Annotated in this window: 16 protein-coding genes and 5 tRNA genes; 17 read left to right on the top strand and 4 right to left on the bottom strand. The window is 41.3% G+C overall.

Annotation, left to right across the window (positions count from 1 at the left end):
* Positions 1–574: 574 nt before the first annotated feature.
* The 7 genes from PSPO_RS22025 to purF all read left to right on the top strand — a co-directional run bounded on the left by PSPO_RS22025 (position 575) and on the right by purF (position 6,997).
* Positions 575–1,051 carry a FimV/HubP family polar landmark protein gene (locus tag PSPO_RS22025; RefSeq protein WP_416143373.1) on the top strand — a complete coding sequence of 159 codons (477 nt, stop codon included), beginning with the start codon at positions 575–577 and terminating at the stop codon, positions 1,049–1,051.
* A 100-nt stretch (positions 1,052–1,151) separates the two neighbouring features.
* Complete coding sequence (gene truA, locus PSPO_RS09625) at positions 1,152–1,943, top strand: tRNA pseudouridine(38-40) synthase TruA (RefSeq protein ID WP_010559657.1); 792 nt, start codon at positions 1,152–1,154, stop codon at positions 1,941–1,943.
* A 131-nt stretch (positions 1,944–2,074) separates the two neighbouring features.
* Entirely contained in the window at positions 2,075–2,950 is an 876-nt protein-coding gene (gene accD / locus PSPO_RS09620; protein WP_010559658.1) for an acetyl-CoA carboxylase, carboxyltransferase subunit beta, read from the top strand.
* A 29-nt stretch (positions 2,951–2,979) separates the two neighbouring features.
* The gene (gene folC, locus PSPO_RS09615) at positions 2,980–4,248 is read left to right on the top strand and encodes a bifunctional tetrahydrofolate synthase/dihydrofolate synthase (protein WP_010559659.1); all 1,269 of its coding nucleotides are present in this window, start codon (positions 2,980–2,982) and stop codon (positions 4,246–4,248) included.
* Positions 4,249–4,250: 2 nt separating this feature from the next.
* Positions 4,251–4,901: an SPOR domain-containing protein gene (locus PSPO_RS09610; RefSeq protein ID WP_010559660.1), complete on the top strand. Its 651-nt coding sequence runs from the start codon at positions 4,251–4,253 to the stop codon at positions 4,899–4,901.
* Positions 4,902–4,961: 60 nt separating this feature from the next.
* Positions 4,962–5,450 (top strand): CvpA family protein, encoded by a 489-nt coding sequence (locus PSPO_RS09605; RefSeq protein WP_010559661.1) that lies wholly within the window; start codon positions 4,962–4,964, stop codon positions 5,448–5,450.
* Positions 5,451–5,476: 26 nt separating this feature from the next.
* The gene (gene purF / locus PSPO_RS09600; RefSeq protein WP_010559662.1) at positions 5,477–6,997 is read left to right on the top strand and encodes an amidophosphoribosyltransferase; all 1,521 of its coding nucleotides are present in this window, start codon (positions 5,477–5,479) and stop codon (positions 6,995–6,997) included.
* A 92-nt stretch (positions 6,998–7,089) separates the two neighbouring features.
* On the opposite strand, the gene PSPO_RS09595 is transcribed toward purF, so the two are convergent.
* Positions 7,090–7,692 carry a Yip1 family protein gene (locus tag PSPO_RS09595; protein WP_010559663.1) on the bottom strand — a complete coding sequence of 201 codons (603 nt, stop codon included), beginning with the start codon at positions 7,690–7,692 and terminating at the stop codon, positions 7,090–7,092.
* Positions 7,693–7,954: 262 nt separating this feature from the next.
* On the opposite strand from PSPO_RS09595, the gene miaE reads away from it, so the two are divergent.
* Complete coding sequence (miaE, locus tag PSPO_RS09590) at positions 7,955–8,731, top strand: tRNA isopentenyl-2-thiomethyl-A-37 hydroxylase MiaE (RefSeq protein WP_040641962.1); 777 nt, start codon at positions 7,955–7,957, stop codon at positions 8,729–8,731.
* A gap of 24 nt (positions 8,732–8,755) precedes the next feature.
* Here the strand turns inward: miaE and PSPO_RS09585 are convergent, their stop codons facing one another.
* Together PSPO_RS09585 and PSPO_RS09580 are read right to left on the bottom strand one after the other, a co-directional pair.
* The gene (locus tag PSPO_RS09585; protein WP_010559665.1) at positions 8,756–9,478 is read right to left on the bottom strand and encodes a UDP-2,3-diacylglucosamine diphosphatase; all 723 of its coding nucleotides are present in this window, start codon (positions 9,476–9,478) and stop codon (positions 8,756–8,758) included.
* A 44-nt stretch (positions 9,479–9,522) separates the two neighbouring features.
* A complete protein-coding gene (locus tag PSPO_RS09580; RefSeq protein WP_010559666.1) occupies positions 9,523–10,017 on the bottom strand; it encodes a peptidylprolyl isomerase in 495 nt (164 codons plus the stop codon).
* 141 nt (positions 10,018–10,158) lie between these two features.
* Here PSPO_RS09580 and cysS point away from each other — a divergent pair, with 141 nt between their 5' ends.
* Positions 10,159–11,535 carry a cysteine--tRNA ligase gene (gene cysS, locus PSPO_RS09575; protein WP_010559667.1) on the top strand — a complete coding sequence of 459 codons (1,377 nt, stop codon included), beginning with the start codon at positions 10,159–10,161 and terminating at the stop codon, positions 11,533–11,535.
* Between the two features lie 69 nt (positions 11,536–11,604).
* Here cysS and folD read toward each other — a convergent pair whose 3' ends face one another.
* Positions 11,605–12,459, bottom strand: a complete 855-nt coding sequence (folD, locus tag PSPO_RS09570; RefSeq protein WP_010559668.1) for a bifunctional methylenetetrahydrofolate dehydrogenase/methenyltetrahydrofolate cyclohydrolase FolD — start codon at positions 12,457–12,459, stop codon at positions 11,605–11,607.
* A 271-nt stretch (positions 12,460–12,730) separates the two neighbouring features.
* Between folD and PSPO_RS09565 the strand changes: the two genes are divergently transcribed.
* From PSPO_RS09565 to clpX, 8 genes are all read left to right on the top strand, one after another.
* A tRNA-Pro gene (locus PSPO_RS09565) sits at positions 12,731–12,807 on the top strand.
* 43 nt (positions 12,808–12,850) lie between these two features.
* A tRNA-Arg gene (locus PSPO_RS09560) sits at positions 12,851–12,927 on the top strand.
* A gap of 37 nt (positions 12,928–12,964) precedes the next feature.
* Positions 12,965–13,040 (top strand) — tRNA-His (locus PSPO_RS09555).
* A 19-nt stretch (positions 13,041–13,059) separates the two neighbouring features.
* Positions 13,060–13,136: transfer RNA gene (locus tag PSPO_RS09550), tRNA-Pro, on the top strand.
* A gap of 26 nt (positions 13,137–13,162) precedes the next feature.
* Positions 13,163–13,239, top strand: a tRNA-Pro gene (locus PSPO_RS09545).
* A gap of 306 nt (positions 13,240–13,545) precedes the next feature.
* Positions 13,546–14,850 carry a trigger factor gene (tig, locus tag PSPO_RS09540; protein ID WP_010559669.1) on the top strand — a complete coding sequence of 435 codons (1,305 nt, stop codon included), beginning with the start codon at positions 13,546–13,548 and terminating at the stop codon, positions 14,848–14,850.
* A gap of 190 nt (positions 14,851–15,040) precedes the next feature.
* Complete coding sequence (clpP, locus tag PSPO_RS09535; protein WP_010559670.1) at positions 15,041–15,652, top strand: ATP-dependent Clp endopeptidase proteolytic subunit ClpP; 612 nt, start codon at positions 15,041–15,043, stop codon at positions 15,650–15,652.
* Positions 15,653–15,763: 111 nt separating this feature from the next.
* Complete coding sequence (gene clpX / locus PSPO_RS09530; RefSeq protein ID WP_010559671.1) at positions 15,764–17,047, top strand: ATP-dependent protease ATP-binding subunit ClpX; 1,284 nt, start codon at positions 15,764–15,766, stop codon at positions 17,045–17,047.
* Positions 17,048–17,174: the final 127 nt, after the last annotated feature.

Raw genomic sequence — 17,174 nt, 5'->3', positions numbered from 1 at the left:
AGCGTTACTCGATGCACTTGATGGTGACGATGCATTATTAGATGCGCTTGATGAGCCACTTGAAATAGCTGAGCAGAATGAATCAGTAGAAAGTGATGAGGCAACGGATACGCTTGAGCCAGAGCAATTGCTTGAAGATATGGCTTTTCCTGATGGTGAATCGTTAAATGACGATGAATTAGAGAACGATCTTAATGACACGCTTGATATTGGCATCGACGACAGCATTTTATCTGAAGAAAATGTTGATTTTGGTGATGATCCATTAGCAATTGATGTCGATCTTGGCGCTGAAGATGAGCGTCTGTCTGAGCAATTTGAGAGTGACGAGCAATTACGCGCCGATACACCAAGTCAAACACTTGATGAATACCCAGAACTTGAACTGGATGAAGCGCTTGAAGAGCTGGATGCGCCAGTGTTTGATAACGAGCAACCGTTACCAGAAATAGAACAAGCGCAAGCAATCAATGATGAAGTTATTACAACAGAAGATCTATCAGCGACAGAATCAGAAAATGACGACTTACTTGATGATGATTTGTTAGGTAGTGACTTAGACAATAGCAATGATATGCTAATCGATGAGCTAGAGAGTACTGACTTTGACAGCTTGTTGAATGAATTAGCAGAGCCTGAGCCTATTTCTAGTGAATCTCAGAAAGATTTTGAATTAGATTTTGATTCTTTACTTGATGAAAAGTCAGAAGCGGAACCGTTTGAAGTAGAAGAGATTGATACTGCCGAATCAGATTATTTAGATATTGATGATCTGCTTGACGAAAGTGATGATTTAGACGCCGATAATGAGCCTTATCAAAATGTAGATATGGACGTTGGTTTAGGTGATTTTGAGGATTTACTGGCAGGGGAAGACTCACTAGATGTAGATACCGAGAACCAAGGTTTTTCTGCAAAACTAGACCTTGCCCGCGCATACCTTGAAATTAACGATTCAGAAAGTGCGCTGAAAGTTATTGACGAAGTGATCAAAGACGGCCCGCCTGAAGTACAAGACGAAGCACTTGCATTAAAACAGCAACTGTCTTAAGTTTAATTTGAAAAAGCCCGCATAGCGGGCTTTTTTATACTTGGTATCAAGACAAGCTCTCGGTATAATTAGGGTTTTTCAAATTCATGGAATAGTGTTCATGCGAGTCGCTCTAGGCGTAGAATATGATGGTTCTCAGTACAGTGGTTGGCAGCGCCAACAACACGTAAACAGTGTACAAGAAGAGCTCGAAAACGCGCTTTCAAAGATCTGTAACGAAAAAATAGAAGTGACTTGTGCGGGTAGAACCGATGCTGGTGTACATGGAACAGGGCAGGTAGTGCATTTTGACACCACCGCTGATAGAGCCATGGTGGCGTTTACGCTCGGTGTGAATGCCAACTTACCGGATGCCATTGCAATTCGCTGGGCAAAACAAGTAAGTGAAGACTTTCATGCGCGTTATAGCGCAACAGCAAGACGCTATCGCTACATTATATATAACAGTACTTATCGACCAGGCATTTTACGTTCGGGTCTTAGTCATTATCACCACCCACTTGATGTAAAACAAATGCAGTTAGCTGCGCCTTATTTGTTGGGCGAGCAAGACTTTACATCGGTGCGCGCTGTGCATTGTCAATCAAAAACGCCATTTCGAAACATTATGCATCTAAATGTTGAACGTTATAACGACTTTATTGTGATTGATATTAAAGCCAACGCGTTTGTTCACCACATGGTACGAAATATTGCCGGATGTTTAATTGATATTGGCCAAGGCAAGTACCCACCAGAGTGGATGCAACAAGTATTAGCGCTTAAAGATCGCACCCAGGCATCTGCAACGGCAAAGCCTGGTGGGTTATATTTAGTGGAAGTGGATTATCCTGAACATTTTGAAATACCTAAATCGGATCCAGGGCCGCTATTTTTACCAAATAGCTTATAAAAAACCGATTAATTAACACAATTTAGCGACATATTAGACCAGTTTTTTATACCTTAGTCGCACGATTAGTGTTTTAATTGCAAAAATTTTCTGTGTAGTTCAAAGCAGATATAGCAGTGAGAGAGATTTAAATGAGCTGGTTAGAAAAAATCTTACCAAAAACAACCAAGTCTACGGGTCGTAAAGAAATTCCTGAAGGTGTTTGGGCTAAATGTGGTGATTGTGACACGATCGTTTACAAGGCAGAACTAGAAAAACAACAACATGTTTGCCCTAAATGTGATCATCATATGCGTATTGGCGCACGTAAACGTCTTGAGCAGTTTTTAGATGATGGTGAGCGTCTAGAGCTTGGCCAAGAGTTTGAGCCAAAAGATGTTTTAAAATTTAAAGACTCAAAGAAATACTCAGACCGTATTTCAAGCGCACAAAAAGTAAGTGGCGAAAAAGACGCACTTGTTGCGATGACTGGCCGCTTAAAAGGTGTACCTGTTGCAGCTGTGGCATTTGAATTCTCATTTATGGGTGGTTCAATGGCATCGGTTGTTGGTGCGCGCTTTGTTGAAGCAGTTAACAAATGCTTAGAGCATAAAATGCCTCTAATTTGTTTCTCTGCATCAGGTGGTGCACGTATGCAAGAAGCACTTATGTCACTAATGCAAATGGCAAAAACCAGTGCTGCACTGGATAAAATGAGCGAGCAAGGCTTGCCGTTTATTTCAGTACTTACTGACCCAACTATGGGTGGTGTTTCTGCGTCATTAGCAATGCTAGGTGATATTAATATTGCTGAGCCGAAAGCGCTAATTGGTTTTGCTGGTCCGCGTGTAATTGAGCAAACAGTACGTGAAACGTTACCAGAAGGTTTTCAGCGCTCTGAATTCCTTTTAGAGCACGGCGCAATTGATATGATTGTTGACCGTCGTGAAATGCGTGACACCATTGCACGCCTAGTTGCGAAATATATGCACTTGCCGTCAACTGAACAAGAGCATAGAATTGCATAATCTAAACTGATTTAGCAACTTATTGCACTATGATACATGTTGTACCAAGCCAATCATCGAGTCTAGATGATTGGCTTTGTTATTTAGAAAGTATTCATCCTTCAAACATTGATATGGGTTTAACGCGCGTTCGCCAGGTCGGTGAAAAGCTCGGTTATACCGCACTTCCTAATGTTATTTTAATCGCAGGTACCAATGGTAAAGGCACAACCGCACGTTGTTTAGAAGCCTTATTACTATCTCAAGGTTATTCAGTTGGCACTTATGCGTCACCCCATTTAATTCGTTATAACGAACGTGTACGTATTAATGGGTCGGAATTACCAGACCAAGATCATGTTGCAGCGTTTCATGCGCTAGAGCAGGGGCGTGGTGAAATTAGTCTGACTTATTTTGAATTTGGCACACTGGCGGCACTTGAAGTATTTAAACAGAAAAAGCCTGACTACATCTTATTAGAGGTAGGTTTAGGTGGTCGATTGGATGCCACTAACATTGTTGAGCCCATCGCTTCTGTTATTACAACTATCGATTTAGACCACAAAGAATACTTAGGTGATACTCGAGAGTTGGTTGGTCGCGAAAAAGCAGGTATTTTCAGAGCTAATGCCCCTGCGATTGTTGGTGATTTGGCTATCCCAAGCTCTATTTGGCAATATGCAGAAGAGCTGGGCACAGAGGTAACTGCGGCACAGCAAAACTATTCGTTTGCACTGACAACTGATTTGCTAACGTACCAAAATGGCGATTTAACCTTGTCTTTACCGGTACCGAATATTCCAGCGCAAAATGTGGCAACGGCGATTACAACGCTTTACACACTAGGTTTGCTGCCAAATGAAGACACCATTTGTGATGTATTGGCTAACCTTACGGTTGAAGGACGTTTTCAATGCTTGAGCGAACAGCCGCTGGTGTATGCGGATGTTGCACACAATCCTGAATCGGCACGATACTTAGCATCGAAATTGGCGACATTTCAAGCACAAGGCAAAACGATTATTGCACTTACCGGAATGCTGCAAGACAAAGACCAAAAAGCGGTGTTTAATGCGGTTAAGTCAAATATTGATCAATGGCATTTAGCCAATCTAACGTGCTTTAGAGGCGATAAAGCCGATAATTTATTACTGCAATTACACAGTGAAGTGGACACGCCAAACGCAACAATTCATGACAGTGTCGCAAGCGGCTTGCAAACGGTTTTAGCAAATATGACTGAAGATCAGTTGCTAATTGTATTTGGCTCATTCTACACTGTGGCTGATGCAATCGCGTTTTGGCAAAATAAGGAGTAAAGGTGAATAGTCAATTTATCAATCGCTTAGTGGGTACGGTTATTGTTGTAACAGCGGCGATTGTATTTATTCCTAATATATTAGATGGCGAAAAAGTACAAAAACGCGAAACGTTTAAAGATATACCTGAACGCCCAGAGTTTAGAGCTATCGATTTAGATCCAGAACCCGATCAAGTGCTTGCACGTGAGTCATTGCCAAGTACGCCCGTGATTGAAGAAGCCGCAATCGATGAAGGCGAAAATTCGCCATTCAATAGTGATTTAGTTGAAAAAGCGCAAAATGAAGCCGAGTTTACGGAAGAAAAGAAAGTCGCAACGGTTGATTTAGGTGAAACACCAACGGTGAACGATACTAAAGTTGAACCGAAAGTTGCGGTTAAACGACCTGAAAAAAGCAATCTTGAGGATTTCGCTTGGGTGATTCAATTAGGTAGTTTTTCTCATAAAGCGAACGTTGAATCGTTACTTGCGAAGCTTAAAGGTGCGGGCTTTACCGCGTTTACAAAACCGATTAAAACCCCATCAGGCACACTAACAAAAGTGTTTGTAGGGCCTGAGTTAGATAAGCAAAAATTAGAATCACAATTACCCCAATTGAAAAAATTAACCAAGCTGAATGGCCGAGTGACACAATTTGAAATCACAAATTGAGCTGGCAATTAGGCGTAAGCTTATATAAAATGCGCGCGAAACATAAAAGGGCAGGTTAATATGATCTGGGTAGATTACACCATTTTGGGTATCATCGGACTTTCATCCTTAGTAAGTTTGATGCGCGGCTTTGTTAAAGAAGCAATGTCGCTTGCTGTTTGGATCGCTGCCTTTTTTATCTCAAGCATGTTTTATGAACATCTCGCCGTCTTCCTTGCTGACACTATCTCCGAACCCCTAGTACGTAATGGCGCTGCAATCGCAATCTTGTTTTTCTCTACCTTGATTGTTGGCAGTTTAGTGAATTATGTACTTGGAGAACTCGTTCAGCGCACAGGTTTATCAGGTACAGACCGAATTATTGGTTTAGTGTTTGGCGCATTGCGTGGCGTGCTCATAATTAGTGCACTATTATTTTTTCTCGATGCTTTCACCAGTGCCCCAAGTAAAGACTGGTGGAGTAGTTCAAGTTTAATTCCAGAGTTTAGCTTTATTATCGAATGGTTTTTTGAATACCTCGAAGATAATTCAAGCTTCTTAACTCAATAACCCCTTATCAGGCGAGGATTTTTCTCATGTGTGGTATCGTTGGTATCGTCGGAACTACCCCGGTAAATCAAACTCTTTATGACGGTTTAACCGTTTTACAGCACCGTGGTCAGGATGCGGCGGGTATTATTACCATTGACAATAACACCTTTAGCTTACGTAAAGACAATGGCCTAGTGAAAGATGTATTTCACACACGCCATATGAAGCGTTTACAAGGCGATATGGGTATTGGTCATGTTCGTTACCCAACGGCTGGTTCTTCAAGCTCAGCTGAAGCACAACCGTTTTATGTAAACTCGCCATTTGGTATTGCGCTTGCGCACAATGGCAACTTAACCAATGCAGAAGCGTTGAAAGAAGATTTATTTAAAACAGCAAAGCGCCACGTTAACACCACATCAGATTCAGAAGTATTACTGAATATCTTAGCCCATGAACTTGCCAAACCGAATAAACTTGAGCTATCGCCTGAAGACGTATTCACTGCGGTAACAACGGTAAATAGCAAAGTTGTTGGTGGTTACGCGTCAATTGCGATGATTATCGGCCACGGCATGATTGCATTTCGTGATGCTAACGGTATTCGCCCACTGGTATTTGGTAAACGCGAAACTGAGCAAGGTGTTGAGTACATGTTTGCATCAGAAAGTGTTGCACTTGATGCGTGTGGTTTTGAATTTATTCGTGATGTTGCGCCAGGCGAAGCCATTTTTGTATCAAAAGACGGCCAGCTACATTCGCAACACTGTGCACAAAATGCTGCATACAGCCCATGTATTTTTGAATTTGTATACTTCGCACGTCCAGATTCGACAATCGATAAAATCTCGGTTTACGCTGCACGTGTAAACATGGGTACTAAACTAGGTGAAAAAGTAAAACGCGAATGGGCTGACAAAGAAATTGATGTTGTTATTCCAATTCCTGAAACTTCGTGTGATATCGCGTTAGAAATGGCAAACGTACTTGACCTTCCGTATCGTCAGGGCTTCGTTAAAAACCGTTACATTGGCCGTACTTTCATTATGCCTGGTCAAGAACTACGTAAAAAATCGGTTCGCCGTAAGCTAAATGCCATCGCACAAGAGTTTAAAGGCAAAAACGTATTACTTGTAGATGACTCAATTGTACGTGGTACAACATCGGCACAGATTGTTGAAATGGCGCGCGAAGCAGGTGCTAAGAATGTTTATTTTGCATCAGCAGCACCGGAAATTCGTTTCCCGAACGTATATGGTGTTGATATGCCATCAGCGCAAGAGCTAATTGCACATGGCCGCGAAGTTGAAGATATCAATGCAAGCATTGGTGCAGATGGCCTAATTTATCAATCATTGCCTGATCTTATTAGTGCTGTAAGTAAAGAAAACCCTGAAATCAGCAACTTCGAAACATCTGTTTTCGATGGTAACTATGTAACTGGTGATATTGATCAAGCTTACTTAAATCGTATCGATGCACTGCGTAATGATGCGGCTAAATCTGGTCGCGAATCAGCGATGTCATCGGGTTTAGAGCTTCATAACCAAGATGCGAGTGAATAATTTCTAAGAAGTTAATCGATAAAAAAGGAGCTTAAAGCTCCTTTTTGTTTTTATTAACTATATAGTTTGCTGGAAATAGGAATTAATTGATTTTAGCCTGATGTAAACATAGGTCCAAAACCCGATGTCCACATAATTGCGGTTGCCGCAAGAATTATCACCAGTAACACTAAACCGCAGGTCACTACTGAACTTGCGTAAATAAAACCTCGCTCTTCAGGAATGTGCATTAAAATAGGCACGCCGGTATACAGTAAGTACACTGAGTAAGCGACCGCGCCACAACCCACAATCACGATAAACCAAAGCTCTGGATATACCGCAGCAAGCGCCGACATGAAAATAGGTGTTGAAGTGTAAGCTGCAAGCTCAAGTGTTTGCGTATAACTTGGCTCTGCACCGAACGTGATGGCCATCCAATGCGCTAGGTAGGCAAGTGTAAATACGCCGGCAATAAGGGCGAAGTACATTGATATCGCAAGTAGCATTGCACTTGATTCAGTTAAGAAAATCCGGTCGCCTACGCCAACACTCCAGCCTAAGTAAACCGATGAAAAATACCCCATAATGCTTGGTACTAAAGCAATCAGTAAAATGTGTGACATGCTGTACCCAAAGCTTTCGTGGCGAGCATCAATTGTTTGCCATTCTTCTTTTGGGTGAGCATATAAGCCCCAAAGATGATTTAATATCATATTGTGTTCCTTGTATTACCCTAAACGGATTGGCTAATGTGGTTTTTGACTTCAAATTCATCACTTAGCGTTTGTTGTTTTTTTAAACAAGCTCACTACTACTTATTGGTTATTGTTAATAAAATGTCAAGAAATATAATTTAGGGTTGCTTTTGAAATCTGATAAAGATCAATCTAAGCAAAGGCGGTGCAAGAAGAATCAAGACTTAGTTTAAGTTGTTATGATAAAATTAATTATTATTCATTTTTGTCTAACATAGATATGAGTCTAGCGAAATATCAGGAACTATTAGCGCCCATTTATCAGTTTTTACAGTGTGAAACTCCCGATGAATGGATCACTGAAGCCAAAAAAGCAGAAAACTTACCTGTTTTATTACTCGATCATTTAATTTGTGAATTAAAAGCTGGGCAAACGGCTATGTGGTTAATTCGTAAATATGCCGCAGACAAAAAAAGTGGCGAAGCCTTACTTGAATGGTTTCAGCCTTATGAGAAGTTTGTCTATAAAAAAGAAGGTTCGCTTGAATCCTTGGCTGAACATTACAAATTAAGTAAAGAAATTGTGCCAAAGAGTGACTCTAATTTTGGCCAAGACTTAATTGATAAAATGGTATTGCTAATTAAAGAAGAGCTTCATCATTTTTACCAAGTATTAGAGATCATGGTTGCTCGTGGTATTGATTATGAAAATATTACGGCAAGCCGTTACGCTAAAGGCATGATGACCCATGTACGTACTCACGAGCCTGCAATTTTGGTAGATAAACTGATTTGTGGCGCTTACATTGAAGCACGTTCTTGTGAGCGTTTTGCCAAGCTCGCACCACACTTAGATGATGAATTGTGTAAGTTCTATATTTCATTGCTTCGCTCAGAAGCGCGTCATTATGAAGATTATCTGGCCCTTGCAGAGCAAGTTGCCGGAGAAGATATTTCCGATCGCGTAAAGTTCTTCGGTGAAATAGAAGCCGAGCTTATTTCATCACCGGATGATGATTTTAAATTTCACAGTGGAAAACCAAAAGAGCGCAGTTAGCGCTCTTTTTGATTGTGTTACATTTTATATAGGCTCACTAATTAGTTTAATGCCTTGTTGTGATGCCTCGATATACCATAAATCAGTATACCAATCGCCAAGTACATAGCGCGTTTTATTATCATACTTATGCACATTAGGGCGGTGAGTGTGGCCGTGGATCATCTGGCTGACGTTAAATTTAGTAAAGGTGTCACTTACAGCTTGCTCGTTAACATCCATAATGGCCTGCGACTTCATTTTTTTTGATTGTTTGCTGTGAGCACGAATCTTAGCCGCTTTTTTTTGGCGAAAACTGAGCGGTAAGTTAAGCATTAATGTTTGCCACCACCAAGAGCGACTCTTTTTACGGAATTTTTGGTATTCGATATCGTCGGTGCAGAGCTCATCGCCATGACAAACTAGCGTTGGCGTGCCGTATAAATTAATGATTGTTTGCTCTGGCAGGAGCGTCATATTGCAGGCTTTGGCGTAGCGCTTTTTAATTAAAAAGTCGCGATTACCATGGGTAAAATAGAGTTTTACCCCTGCCTGACTCAATTCGTTTAATTCATTGGCAACTTTTTGATTGAGTGCTGTATGATTGTCATCGCCAATCCAGGCTTCAAAAAAGTCACCCAAAATATACAGGGCATCTACTGATTTTGCGTTCTGCTTTAAGTTATCTATAAAGTTAAAAAAGCCTTGATTGATCAAGGAGGTGTCGTCGCTTAAGTGCAGATCTGCAATAAAGTAGGTTTTATTCATAATAGATAAGAATTTGCCCCAGTTACCCGAGGCAAATATGCTTATTAAGCGTCGATAGTTGCGCTTTCAATCACAACTGAATCAAGTGGAACGTCTTGGTGGAAACCATAACTACCTGTTGGTACTGCTTTGATTTTCTCTACGATGTCCATGCCTTCAACAATCTCGCCAAATACACAGTAACCCCAACCTTGCGATGTTTCGCTAGTGAAGTTTAAGAAGTCATTGTTGTTCACATTAATGAAAAACTGTGCTGTTGCTGAGTGTGGATCTGGCGTACGTGCCATTGCAATCGTGCCTACTTTATTTTCTAGGCCGTTATTTGCTTCGTTTTCAATTGGTGCTTGTACGTCTTTTTGTTCCATGTCAGCAGTGAAACCACCACCTTGAACCATAAAGCCGTCAATAACACGGTGGAAGATAGTACCGTCGTAAAAACCCGATTTTACATAGTTAATAAAGTTTTCTACTGTTTTCGGTGCTTTTTCTGCATTTAAAGCGATTTTGATGTCGCCAAAATTGGTTTTAATAGTAACCATGTTTATTCCAACTGTTAGTTTTTAATAAGTGTCAGGCTATTTTATAAAATATCTGGTAATAGAACAAAGAAAGATTTATCCGTTAACCACAACCATGTTAAAATGCCGCTTTAGTATGCGCAAACATAGAGGAAATTATAAATGTTGCAGATTTACAACACACTTACACGACAAAAAGAAGCCTTTAAACCACTTGTAGCTGGCAAAGTAGGCATGTATGTGTGTGGTATCACCATTTATGATTACTGTCACGTTGGTCATGCACGCACGTATGTGTCGTTTGATGTGATGAATCGTTTTCTTCGCCACAGTGGCTTTGATGTTACTTATGTACGTAATATCACAGACGTTGATGATAAAATTATTAAACGTGCAAACGAAAATGGCGAAGCAATTGATGCGCTAACCGTACGTATGACCAAAGCGATGCACGAAGATTTTGATGCGCTGAATATGTTGCCAGCTGATATCGAGCCAACAGTAACCGGTCATATGGATGAAATCATTGAGATGATTGAACGCTTGATTGATAAAAAGCATGCCTATGTAGCAAGCAACGGTGATGTGCTTTTCGATGTATCAACCTTTGAGCAGTACGGTTCACTGTCGCAACAAGATTTAGATATGTTGCAAGCAGGCGCGCGCGTAGACGTTGCTGAAGGCAAAGACGATCCACTTGATTTTGTTCTTTGGAAAAAAGCCAAAGTAGACGAACCATCATGGTCAAGCCCGTGGGGTGAAGGCCGCCCAGGTTGGCATATTGAGTGTTCAGCAATGAGCAACAAGCATTTAGGCGCGCATTTTGATATTCACGGTGGTGGGTCAGATTTACAATTCCCTCACCATGAGAATGAAATTGCCCAGTCATGCTGCGCTACCGGTGAAAAGTATGTGAATACGTGGATCCACACTGGCATGGTACAAGTAAATAAAGAAAAAATGTCTAAGTCGTTAGGCAACTTCTTTACTTTGCGTGATGTATTGAAAGAGTATGATCGTGAATCGGTACGCTTTTTCTTAATTAACGGTCATTATCGTAGCCAGCTAAATTACTCAACCGAGAATTTAGAACAAGCGCGTGCAGCAATGGAGCGTATCTATACCGCACTTCGTGGTGTTGAGGTGGTCGAAACATCACTTGAAAATGACTATGTAGCACGCTTCAACACTGCGATGAATGATGATTTCAATACGCCTGAAGCATTGCCTGTTATTTTTGAACTGGCAAAAGAAATTAACCGTTTAAAAGATGAAGATGCGAACCAAGCTGGTCAACTTGCATTTATTCTTAAAACACTAGGTGAAATTCTAGGCATCGCACAGCAAGATCCTGAAAGCTTTTTGCAAGGTGAACAAGCCGATGATGAAGTAGCAGAAATTGAAGCGCTGATTTTACAGCGTAATCAAGCACGTGCTGACAAAAACTGGGCACTAGCAGATGAAGCGCGTGATAAGCTAACCGCTTTGGGGGTTGTGCTAGAGGATAGCGCAGGCAAAACAACGTGGCGTAAAGCTTAAATTTTTAAGTTTGAACAATAAAAAAGGTTGCCGCGGCAACCTTTTTTATTGGGATTTGAACTCTAAACTCTAGCTGTGATATGTCTCACATGCTTCAAGCGTGTTAGCAATTAAGCTCGCCACTGTCATTGGGCCAACACCACCTGGTACAGGGGTAATAAAGCTTGCGTTTTCAGCTGCAACATCATATGCCACATCACCCACTAGTTGACCTGACTCTAAACGGTTAATACCTACATCAATAACAATTGCGCCTTTTTTAATCCACTCACCAGGAATAAATTCAGCTTTACCTACAGCCACAACGACTAAGTCAGCACGGCGAACGTGCTCTTCAAGGTTTTTAGTAAATTTATGACAAACGGTTGTTGTACAACCAGCAAGTAACAGTTCTAACGCCATTGGGCGACCTACAATATTAGATGCACCAACAACCACTGCGTCCATACCTTTGTATTTAACGCCAGTTGAATCAAGCAATGTGATAATACCTTTAGGCGTACATGGACGAAGCGCAGGCATACGTTGTGCTAGTCGACCTACGTTATAAGGGTGGAAGCCATCAACATCTTTATGTGGTGTAATTCTTTCTAAGATTTGCTCTGCATCTAAACCTTCAGGTAACGGTAGCTGTACTAAGATACCGTCAACTTCTGAGTCATTGTTTAGCTGTTCTACTAAATCGAGTAGTTGCTGTTGTGTTGCATCACCAGGTAAATCGAACGACTTAGACACAAAACCCACTTCTTCACATGCTTTACGTTTTGAGCCAACATAAACTTGACTAGCAGGATCTTGACCTACTAACACAACCGCTAGGCCGGGGGCGCGTAGTCCTTGTGCTTTACGTTCTGCTACACGTTCTGCAACAGATGTTCTAACTTGTTTTGCAATTGCTTTGCCGTCAATGATGTTTGCTGACATTAAAAAACCTACATATAAGATACTAAAGTGTGGAGTGGGGCGCATTTTCTCATGAATTTAAACAATAGCCAACAGGTGTTAGCGGACAAATGTCCGATATGTTTGATTATCTTTTATGCGTTAAAGTCATGCTTTTAACAAAATGTGAACACTTAGGGTTAAATTTAACCAGTTGAACAGTTTTTTCAAAAAAAAGGTTTGACGGGGCAAGGTCAAATCACTATTATGCACCCCGTTGTTTACGAGCACTCACATGAATGTTCAAAACAGTCGGCGTTTAGCGCAGCTTGGTAGCGCACTTGGTTTGGGTCCAAGGGGTCGCAGGTTCAAATCCTGCAACGCCGACCACTTTTTTATAAAGGGTTTCTGCACGTAAGGTGTGGTTCGAAATGCGCCCGTAGCTCAGCCGGATAGAGCAACGGCCTTCTAAGCCGTCGGTCGAAGGTTCGAATCCTTCCGGGTGCGCCATTTTATAAAAGTAAACAACACACTGCATAAAGTAGTGGCGGCTGTAGCTCAGTTGGTAGAGCCCTGGATTGTGATTCCGGTTGTCGCGAGTTCAAGTCTCGTCAGTCGCCCCATCTTACTTTAGTACTGTTTCGGCGTTTAGCGCAGCTTGGTAGCGCACTTGGTTTGGGTCCAAGGGGTCGCAGGTTCAAATCCTGCAACGCCGACCATTTTTACAGTACACACATCTTATAGTCGGCGTTTAGCGCAGCTTGGTAGCGCACTTGGTTTGGGTCCAAGGGGTCGCAGGTTCAAATCCTGCAACGCCGACCACTTTATCTCCCTCAAAAATCTTTCATTCTGCTTCAAAATTCATCGAAATTATCCGTGTTTTTATCCATTTTCATTAATTTCACTAGGATGCTCGACTATCTCAATTATTGCGTTATAATGCCGCGTCTAAAGTTTAACTTGAAACGCTTCATACCAATCTGATAAGCAAATTTGACGGTTTGATTATCAGATTGGTATTAGGGTTATTCCACAGTGAGCAATAAAGCGATACACACTCTTTTTTGCACATGTCACTGGGTAAAGGAAGGCGTAAAAAACGCCATATTTAAAAGATTGAGGTAAAACATGCAAGTTTCTGTTGAGACTACTCAAGGCCTAGAGCGCCGCATTACAATCACTGTTCCAGCTGAGAACATTGATACAGAAGTTAAAAAACGCTTACAACAACTTTCAAAAACACAGCGTATCGATGGTTTCCGTCCAGGCAAGGTTCCTGTGTCTATCATCAATAAGCGTTACGGTGCAGCAGTACGTCAAGAAGTTGCTGGTGACCTTATGCAACGTCAGTACATTGATGCGGTAATCGCTGAGAAACTGAACCCAGCTGGCGCGCCTTCATTCGAGCCAAAAACGCTTGAAGCTGGTAAAGACCTAGAATTCTCTGCAACTTTTGAAGTTTACCCAGAAGTTGAAATCAAAGATTTAGAAAAAATCTCAGTAGAGAAGCCAGTTGCAGAAGTAACTGACGCAGATCTTGAAAACATGCTTGTAACACTTCGTAAGCAACACGCTACTTGGGTTGAAACTGAAGAAGCAGCTGCAGCAGAAAGCCGTGTAACAATCGATTTCGTAGGTACTATCGACGGTGAAGAGTTTGAAGGCGGTAAAGCTGAAAACTTCCCACTAGAACTTGGCCAAGGTCGTATGATCCCAGGTTTCGAAGACGGCATCGTTGGTAAGAAAGCGGGCGAAGAAGTTGTTGTTGACGTAACTTTCCCTGAAGAATACCACGCAGAAAACCTTAAAGGTAAGCCTGCTCAGTTCACTATCACTGTAAACAAAGTTGAAGTTCAAGAACTTCCTGAACTTACAGATGAATTCGCAGTAACATTCGGTGTTGCAGAAGGCGGTTTAGACGCACTTAAAGAAGAAGTGAAGAAAAACATGAGCCGTGAACTTGACCAAGCTGTTAAAGCACAGGTTAAAGATCAGGTAATTAAAGGTCTTCTTGAAACTAACGAAATCGAAGCGCCTAAAGCACTTATCGGTCAAGAAATCGACGTACTTCGTCAGCAAGCTGCACAACGTTTTGGCGGCGACGCTAAAAACATGCCTGAGCTTCCAGCTGAGCTATTCCAAGAGCAAGCAGCGACTCGCGTAAAGACTGGCCTACTTTTAGGTGAAGTAATCAAGTCAAACGAGATCAAAGCAGACGACGCTAAAGTTGAAGAGCTTATCGCTACTATGGCTTCAGCATACGAAGATCCGACTGAAGTTGTTGAGTACTACAAGTCAAACGAGCAACTTATGCAACAGATGCGTAATGTAGCGCTTGAAGAAGCTGCAATTGATTCAGTACTTGCAAAAGCAACTGTTTCAGAAGTAGCAAAAGGCTTTGACGACATCATGAATCCACAAGCTGCGCAATAAGTCATTGACTTAAACGTTAGCTAACGATTAAATGGCTCGTGTATCTCTGCAAAATTTGCAGTTCGTACCGGGCCATTTTTATTGCCGGTAATCTGATAATCAGTTGGAATGTTAATTCCGCATAGTTTCAGCGTCATATGTTAACAAAATTACGTTTGGACTTTGTTAGCACAAAAGGAAAGTATTAATAATGTTAAATAACCCAGTCGATCCTTTAAATGCATTAGTGCCTATGGTAGTTGAGCAAACTGCTAAAGGTGAGCGCTCATACGACATCTATTCGCGATTATTAAAAGAACGTGTTATCTTTCTAACAGGTCAAGTTGAAGACAATATGGCTAACTTAATTGTGGCTCAATTATTGTTTTTAGAATCAGAAAACCCTGAAAAAGACATTTTTATTTATATTAACTCGCCAGGTGGCTCGGTTACCGCGGGTATGGCAATTTACGACACCATGAAGTTTATCAAGCCAAATATCAGTACGGTATGTATTGGTCAAGCGGCAAGCATGGGCGCATTTTTGTTATCTGGTGGTACTAAAGGCAAACGTTTCTGTTTACCAAATTCTCGTGTGATGATTCACCAACCACTGGGTGGCTTCCAAGGTCAGGCATCTGATTTTGAAATTCATGCTAAAGAAATTTTATCAATCAAAGATAAACTAAATAGATTAATGGCCGAGCACACTGGACAGCCGTTAGAAGTTGTATCGAACGATACAGATCGTGACAACTTTATGAGTGCTCAGCAAGCAGTTGACTACGGTTTAGTTGACGGCATACTTTCACAGCGAGATTAATTTAGCGTTGCTAATAAACCTTTGCCATAATGGTAAAGAAGCTCGTTGTAAACAAACGCCTTTTATTTAGGTAAAATAAAAAGGTCGGGAAGAATATTAAGAGGTAGCTTAATGTCTGAAAATCGGAGTGACGGCGATAAGAGCGGAAAATTACTCTACTGCTCATTTTGTGGTAAAAGCCAGCACGAAGTTCGTAAACTTATCGCAGGGCCATCAGTGTATATCTGTGATGAGTGTGTTGAACTGTGTAATGACATTATTCGTGAAGAAATAAAAGATATTGCGCCAGCACAAGCTAGCCAAGATCGCTTACCAACACCAAAAGAAATTCGCAGTAACTTAGATGACTATGTAATTGGTCAAGAGCATGCGAAGAAAGTACTTTCGGTTGCAGTATACAATCACTACAAACGTTTACGTCATTTAACTGGCAAAAACCCTGTAGAGCTAGGTAAAAGTAATATTTTGCTTATCGGTCCAACAGGTAGTGGTAAAACATTGCTTGCTGAAACCATGGCTAAGCTACTTGATGTACCATTTACGATGGCAGATGCAACTACGTTAACTGAAGCAGGTTACGTGGGTGAAGATGTCGAAAACATCATTCAAAAGCTGCTACAGAAATGCGATTACGATGTTGAAAAAGCGCAGCGTGGTATTGTTTATATTGATGAAATTGACAAAATTTCACGTAAAGCAGACAACCCATCGATTACCCGTGATGTATCGGGTGAAGGTGTGCAGCAAGCATTACTTAAGCTAATTGAAGGTACGGTTGCGTCAGTTCCACCACAAGGTGGCCGTAAGCATCCACAGCAAGAGTTTCTACAAGTAGATACTTCTAAAATCTTATTTATCTGTGGCGGCGCATTTGCAGGCCTAGATAAAGTGATTGAAGCGCGTGGAAGCAAAAATACCGGTATTGGCTTTGGTGTCGATGTAAAATCAAGCGACTCAAAACGTTCACTTACGGAAGCGTTCCAAGACGTTGAACCAGAAGACTTGGTTAAATATGGTCTTATTCCTGAGTTCATTGGTCGTCTACCTGTTGTTGCAACATTAGGCGAGCTTGACGAGGCTGCACTTGTGCAAATCTTAAGTGAGCCGAAAAACGCATTAACCAAGCAATATGGTTCATTGTTTGAAATGGAAAACGTTGAGCTAGAATTCCGCGAAGATGCACTTAAAGCGATTGCGCATAAAGCAATGGAGCGCAAAACAGGTGCACGTGGCCTACGTTCAATTGTTGAAGGTGTACTGCTTGATACTATGTACGAGTTACCATCAATGGATGAAGTATCAAAAGTCGTAATCGATGAAACAGTAATCAAGGGTGAGTCAGACCCAATTCTGATTTACGAGAATGCAACGCCTGATAAAGCAGTATCAGAATAGTTGTTTGATTATTGAACGAAAAAGGGGCCAAATGGCTCCTTTTTTTATAAAAGCATTGATCTCTTGATTAACTATCCCCATATTCACAAATAATCTAAAAATTTATAATTTGCTGACTAAACTGAAT

It is taken from the genome of Pseudoalteromonas spongiae UST010723-006 (assembly GCF_000238255.3).
GTDB classification, from domain to species: domain Bacteria; phylum Pseudomonadota; class Gammaproteobacteria; order Enterobacterales; family Alteromonadaceae; genus Pseudoalteromonas; species Pseudoalteromonas spongiae.
The sequence above is the reverse complement of the archived record's forward strand: the minus strand, read 5'-3'. Positions and strand labels throughout refer to the sequence as shown.

Excerpts from the sequence above, each read along its gene's own strand:
- accD (WP_010559658.1), top strand. The coding sequence starts at position 2,075 with ATGAGCTGGTTAGAAAAAATCTTACCAAAAACAACCAAGTCTACGGGT.
- tig (WP_010559669.1), top strand. The coding sequence starts at position 13,546 with ATGCAAGTTTCTGTTGAGACTACTCAAGGCCTAGAGCGCCGCATTACA.
- PSPO_RS09580 (WP_010559666.1), bottom strand. The coding sequence starts at position 10,017 with ATGGTTACTATTAAAACCAATTTTGGCGACATCAAAATCGCTTTAAAT.
- purF (WP_010559662.1), top strand. The coding sequence starts at position 5,477 with ATGTGTGGTATCGTTGGTATCGTCGGAACTACCCCGGTAAATCAAACT.
- PSPO_RS09595 (WP_010559663.1), bottom strand. The coding sequence starts at position 7,692 with ATGATATTAAATCATCTTTGGGGCTTATATGCTCACCCAAAAGAAGAA.
- PSPO_RS09605 (WP_010559661.1), top strand. The coding sequence starts at position 4,962 with ATGATCTGGGTAGATTACACCATTTTGGGTATCATCGGACTTTCATCC.
- cysS (WP_010559667.1), top strand. The coding sequence starts at position 10,159 with ATGTTGCAGATTTACAACACACTTACACGACAAAAAGAAGCCTTTAAA.
- miaE (WP_040641962.1), top strand. The coding sequence starts at position 7,955 with ATGAGTCTAGCGAAATATCAGGAACTATTAGCGCCCATTTATCAGTTT.
- PSPO_RS22025 (WP_416143373.1), top strand. The coding sequence starts at position 575 with ATGCTAATCGATGAGCTAGAGAGTACTGACTTTGACAGCTTGTTGAAT.
- folD (WP_010559668.1), bottom strand. The coding sequence starts at position 12,459 with ATGTCAGCAAACATCATTGACGGCAAAGCAATTGCAAAACAAGTTAGA.
- PSPO_RS09585 (WP_010559665.1), bottom strand. The coding sequence starts at position 9,478 with ATGAATAAAACCTACTTTATTGCAGATCTGCACTTAAGCGACGACACC.
- clpP (WP_010559670.1), top strand. The coding sequence starts at position 15,041 with ATGTTAAATAACCCAGTCGATCCTTTAAATGCATTAGTGCCTATGGTA.
- folC (WP_010559659.1), top strand. The coding sequence starts at position 2,980 with ATGATACATGTTGTACCAAGCCAATCATCGAGTCTAGATGATTGGCTT.
- clpX (WP_010559671.1), top strand. The coding sequence starts at position 15,764 with ATGTCTGAAAATCGGAGTGACGGCGATAAGAGCGGAAAATTACTCTAC.
- truA (WP_010559657.1), top strand. The coding sequence starts at position 1,152 with ATGCGAGTCGCTCTAGGCGTAGAATATGATGGTTCTCAGTACAGTGGT.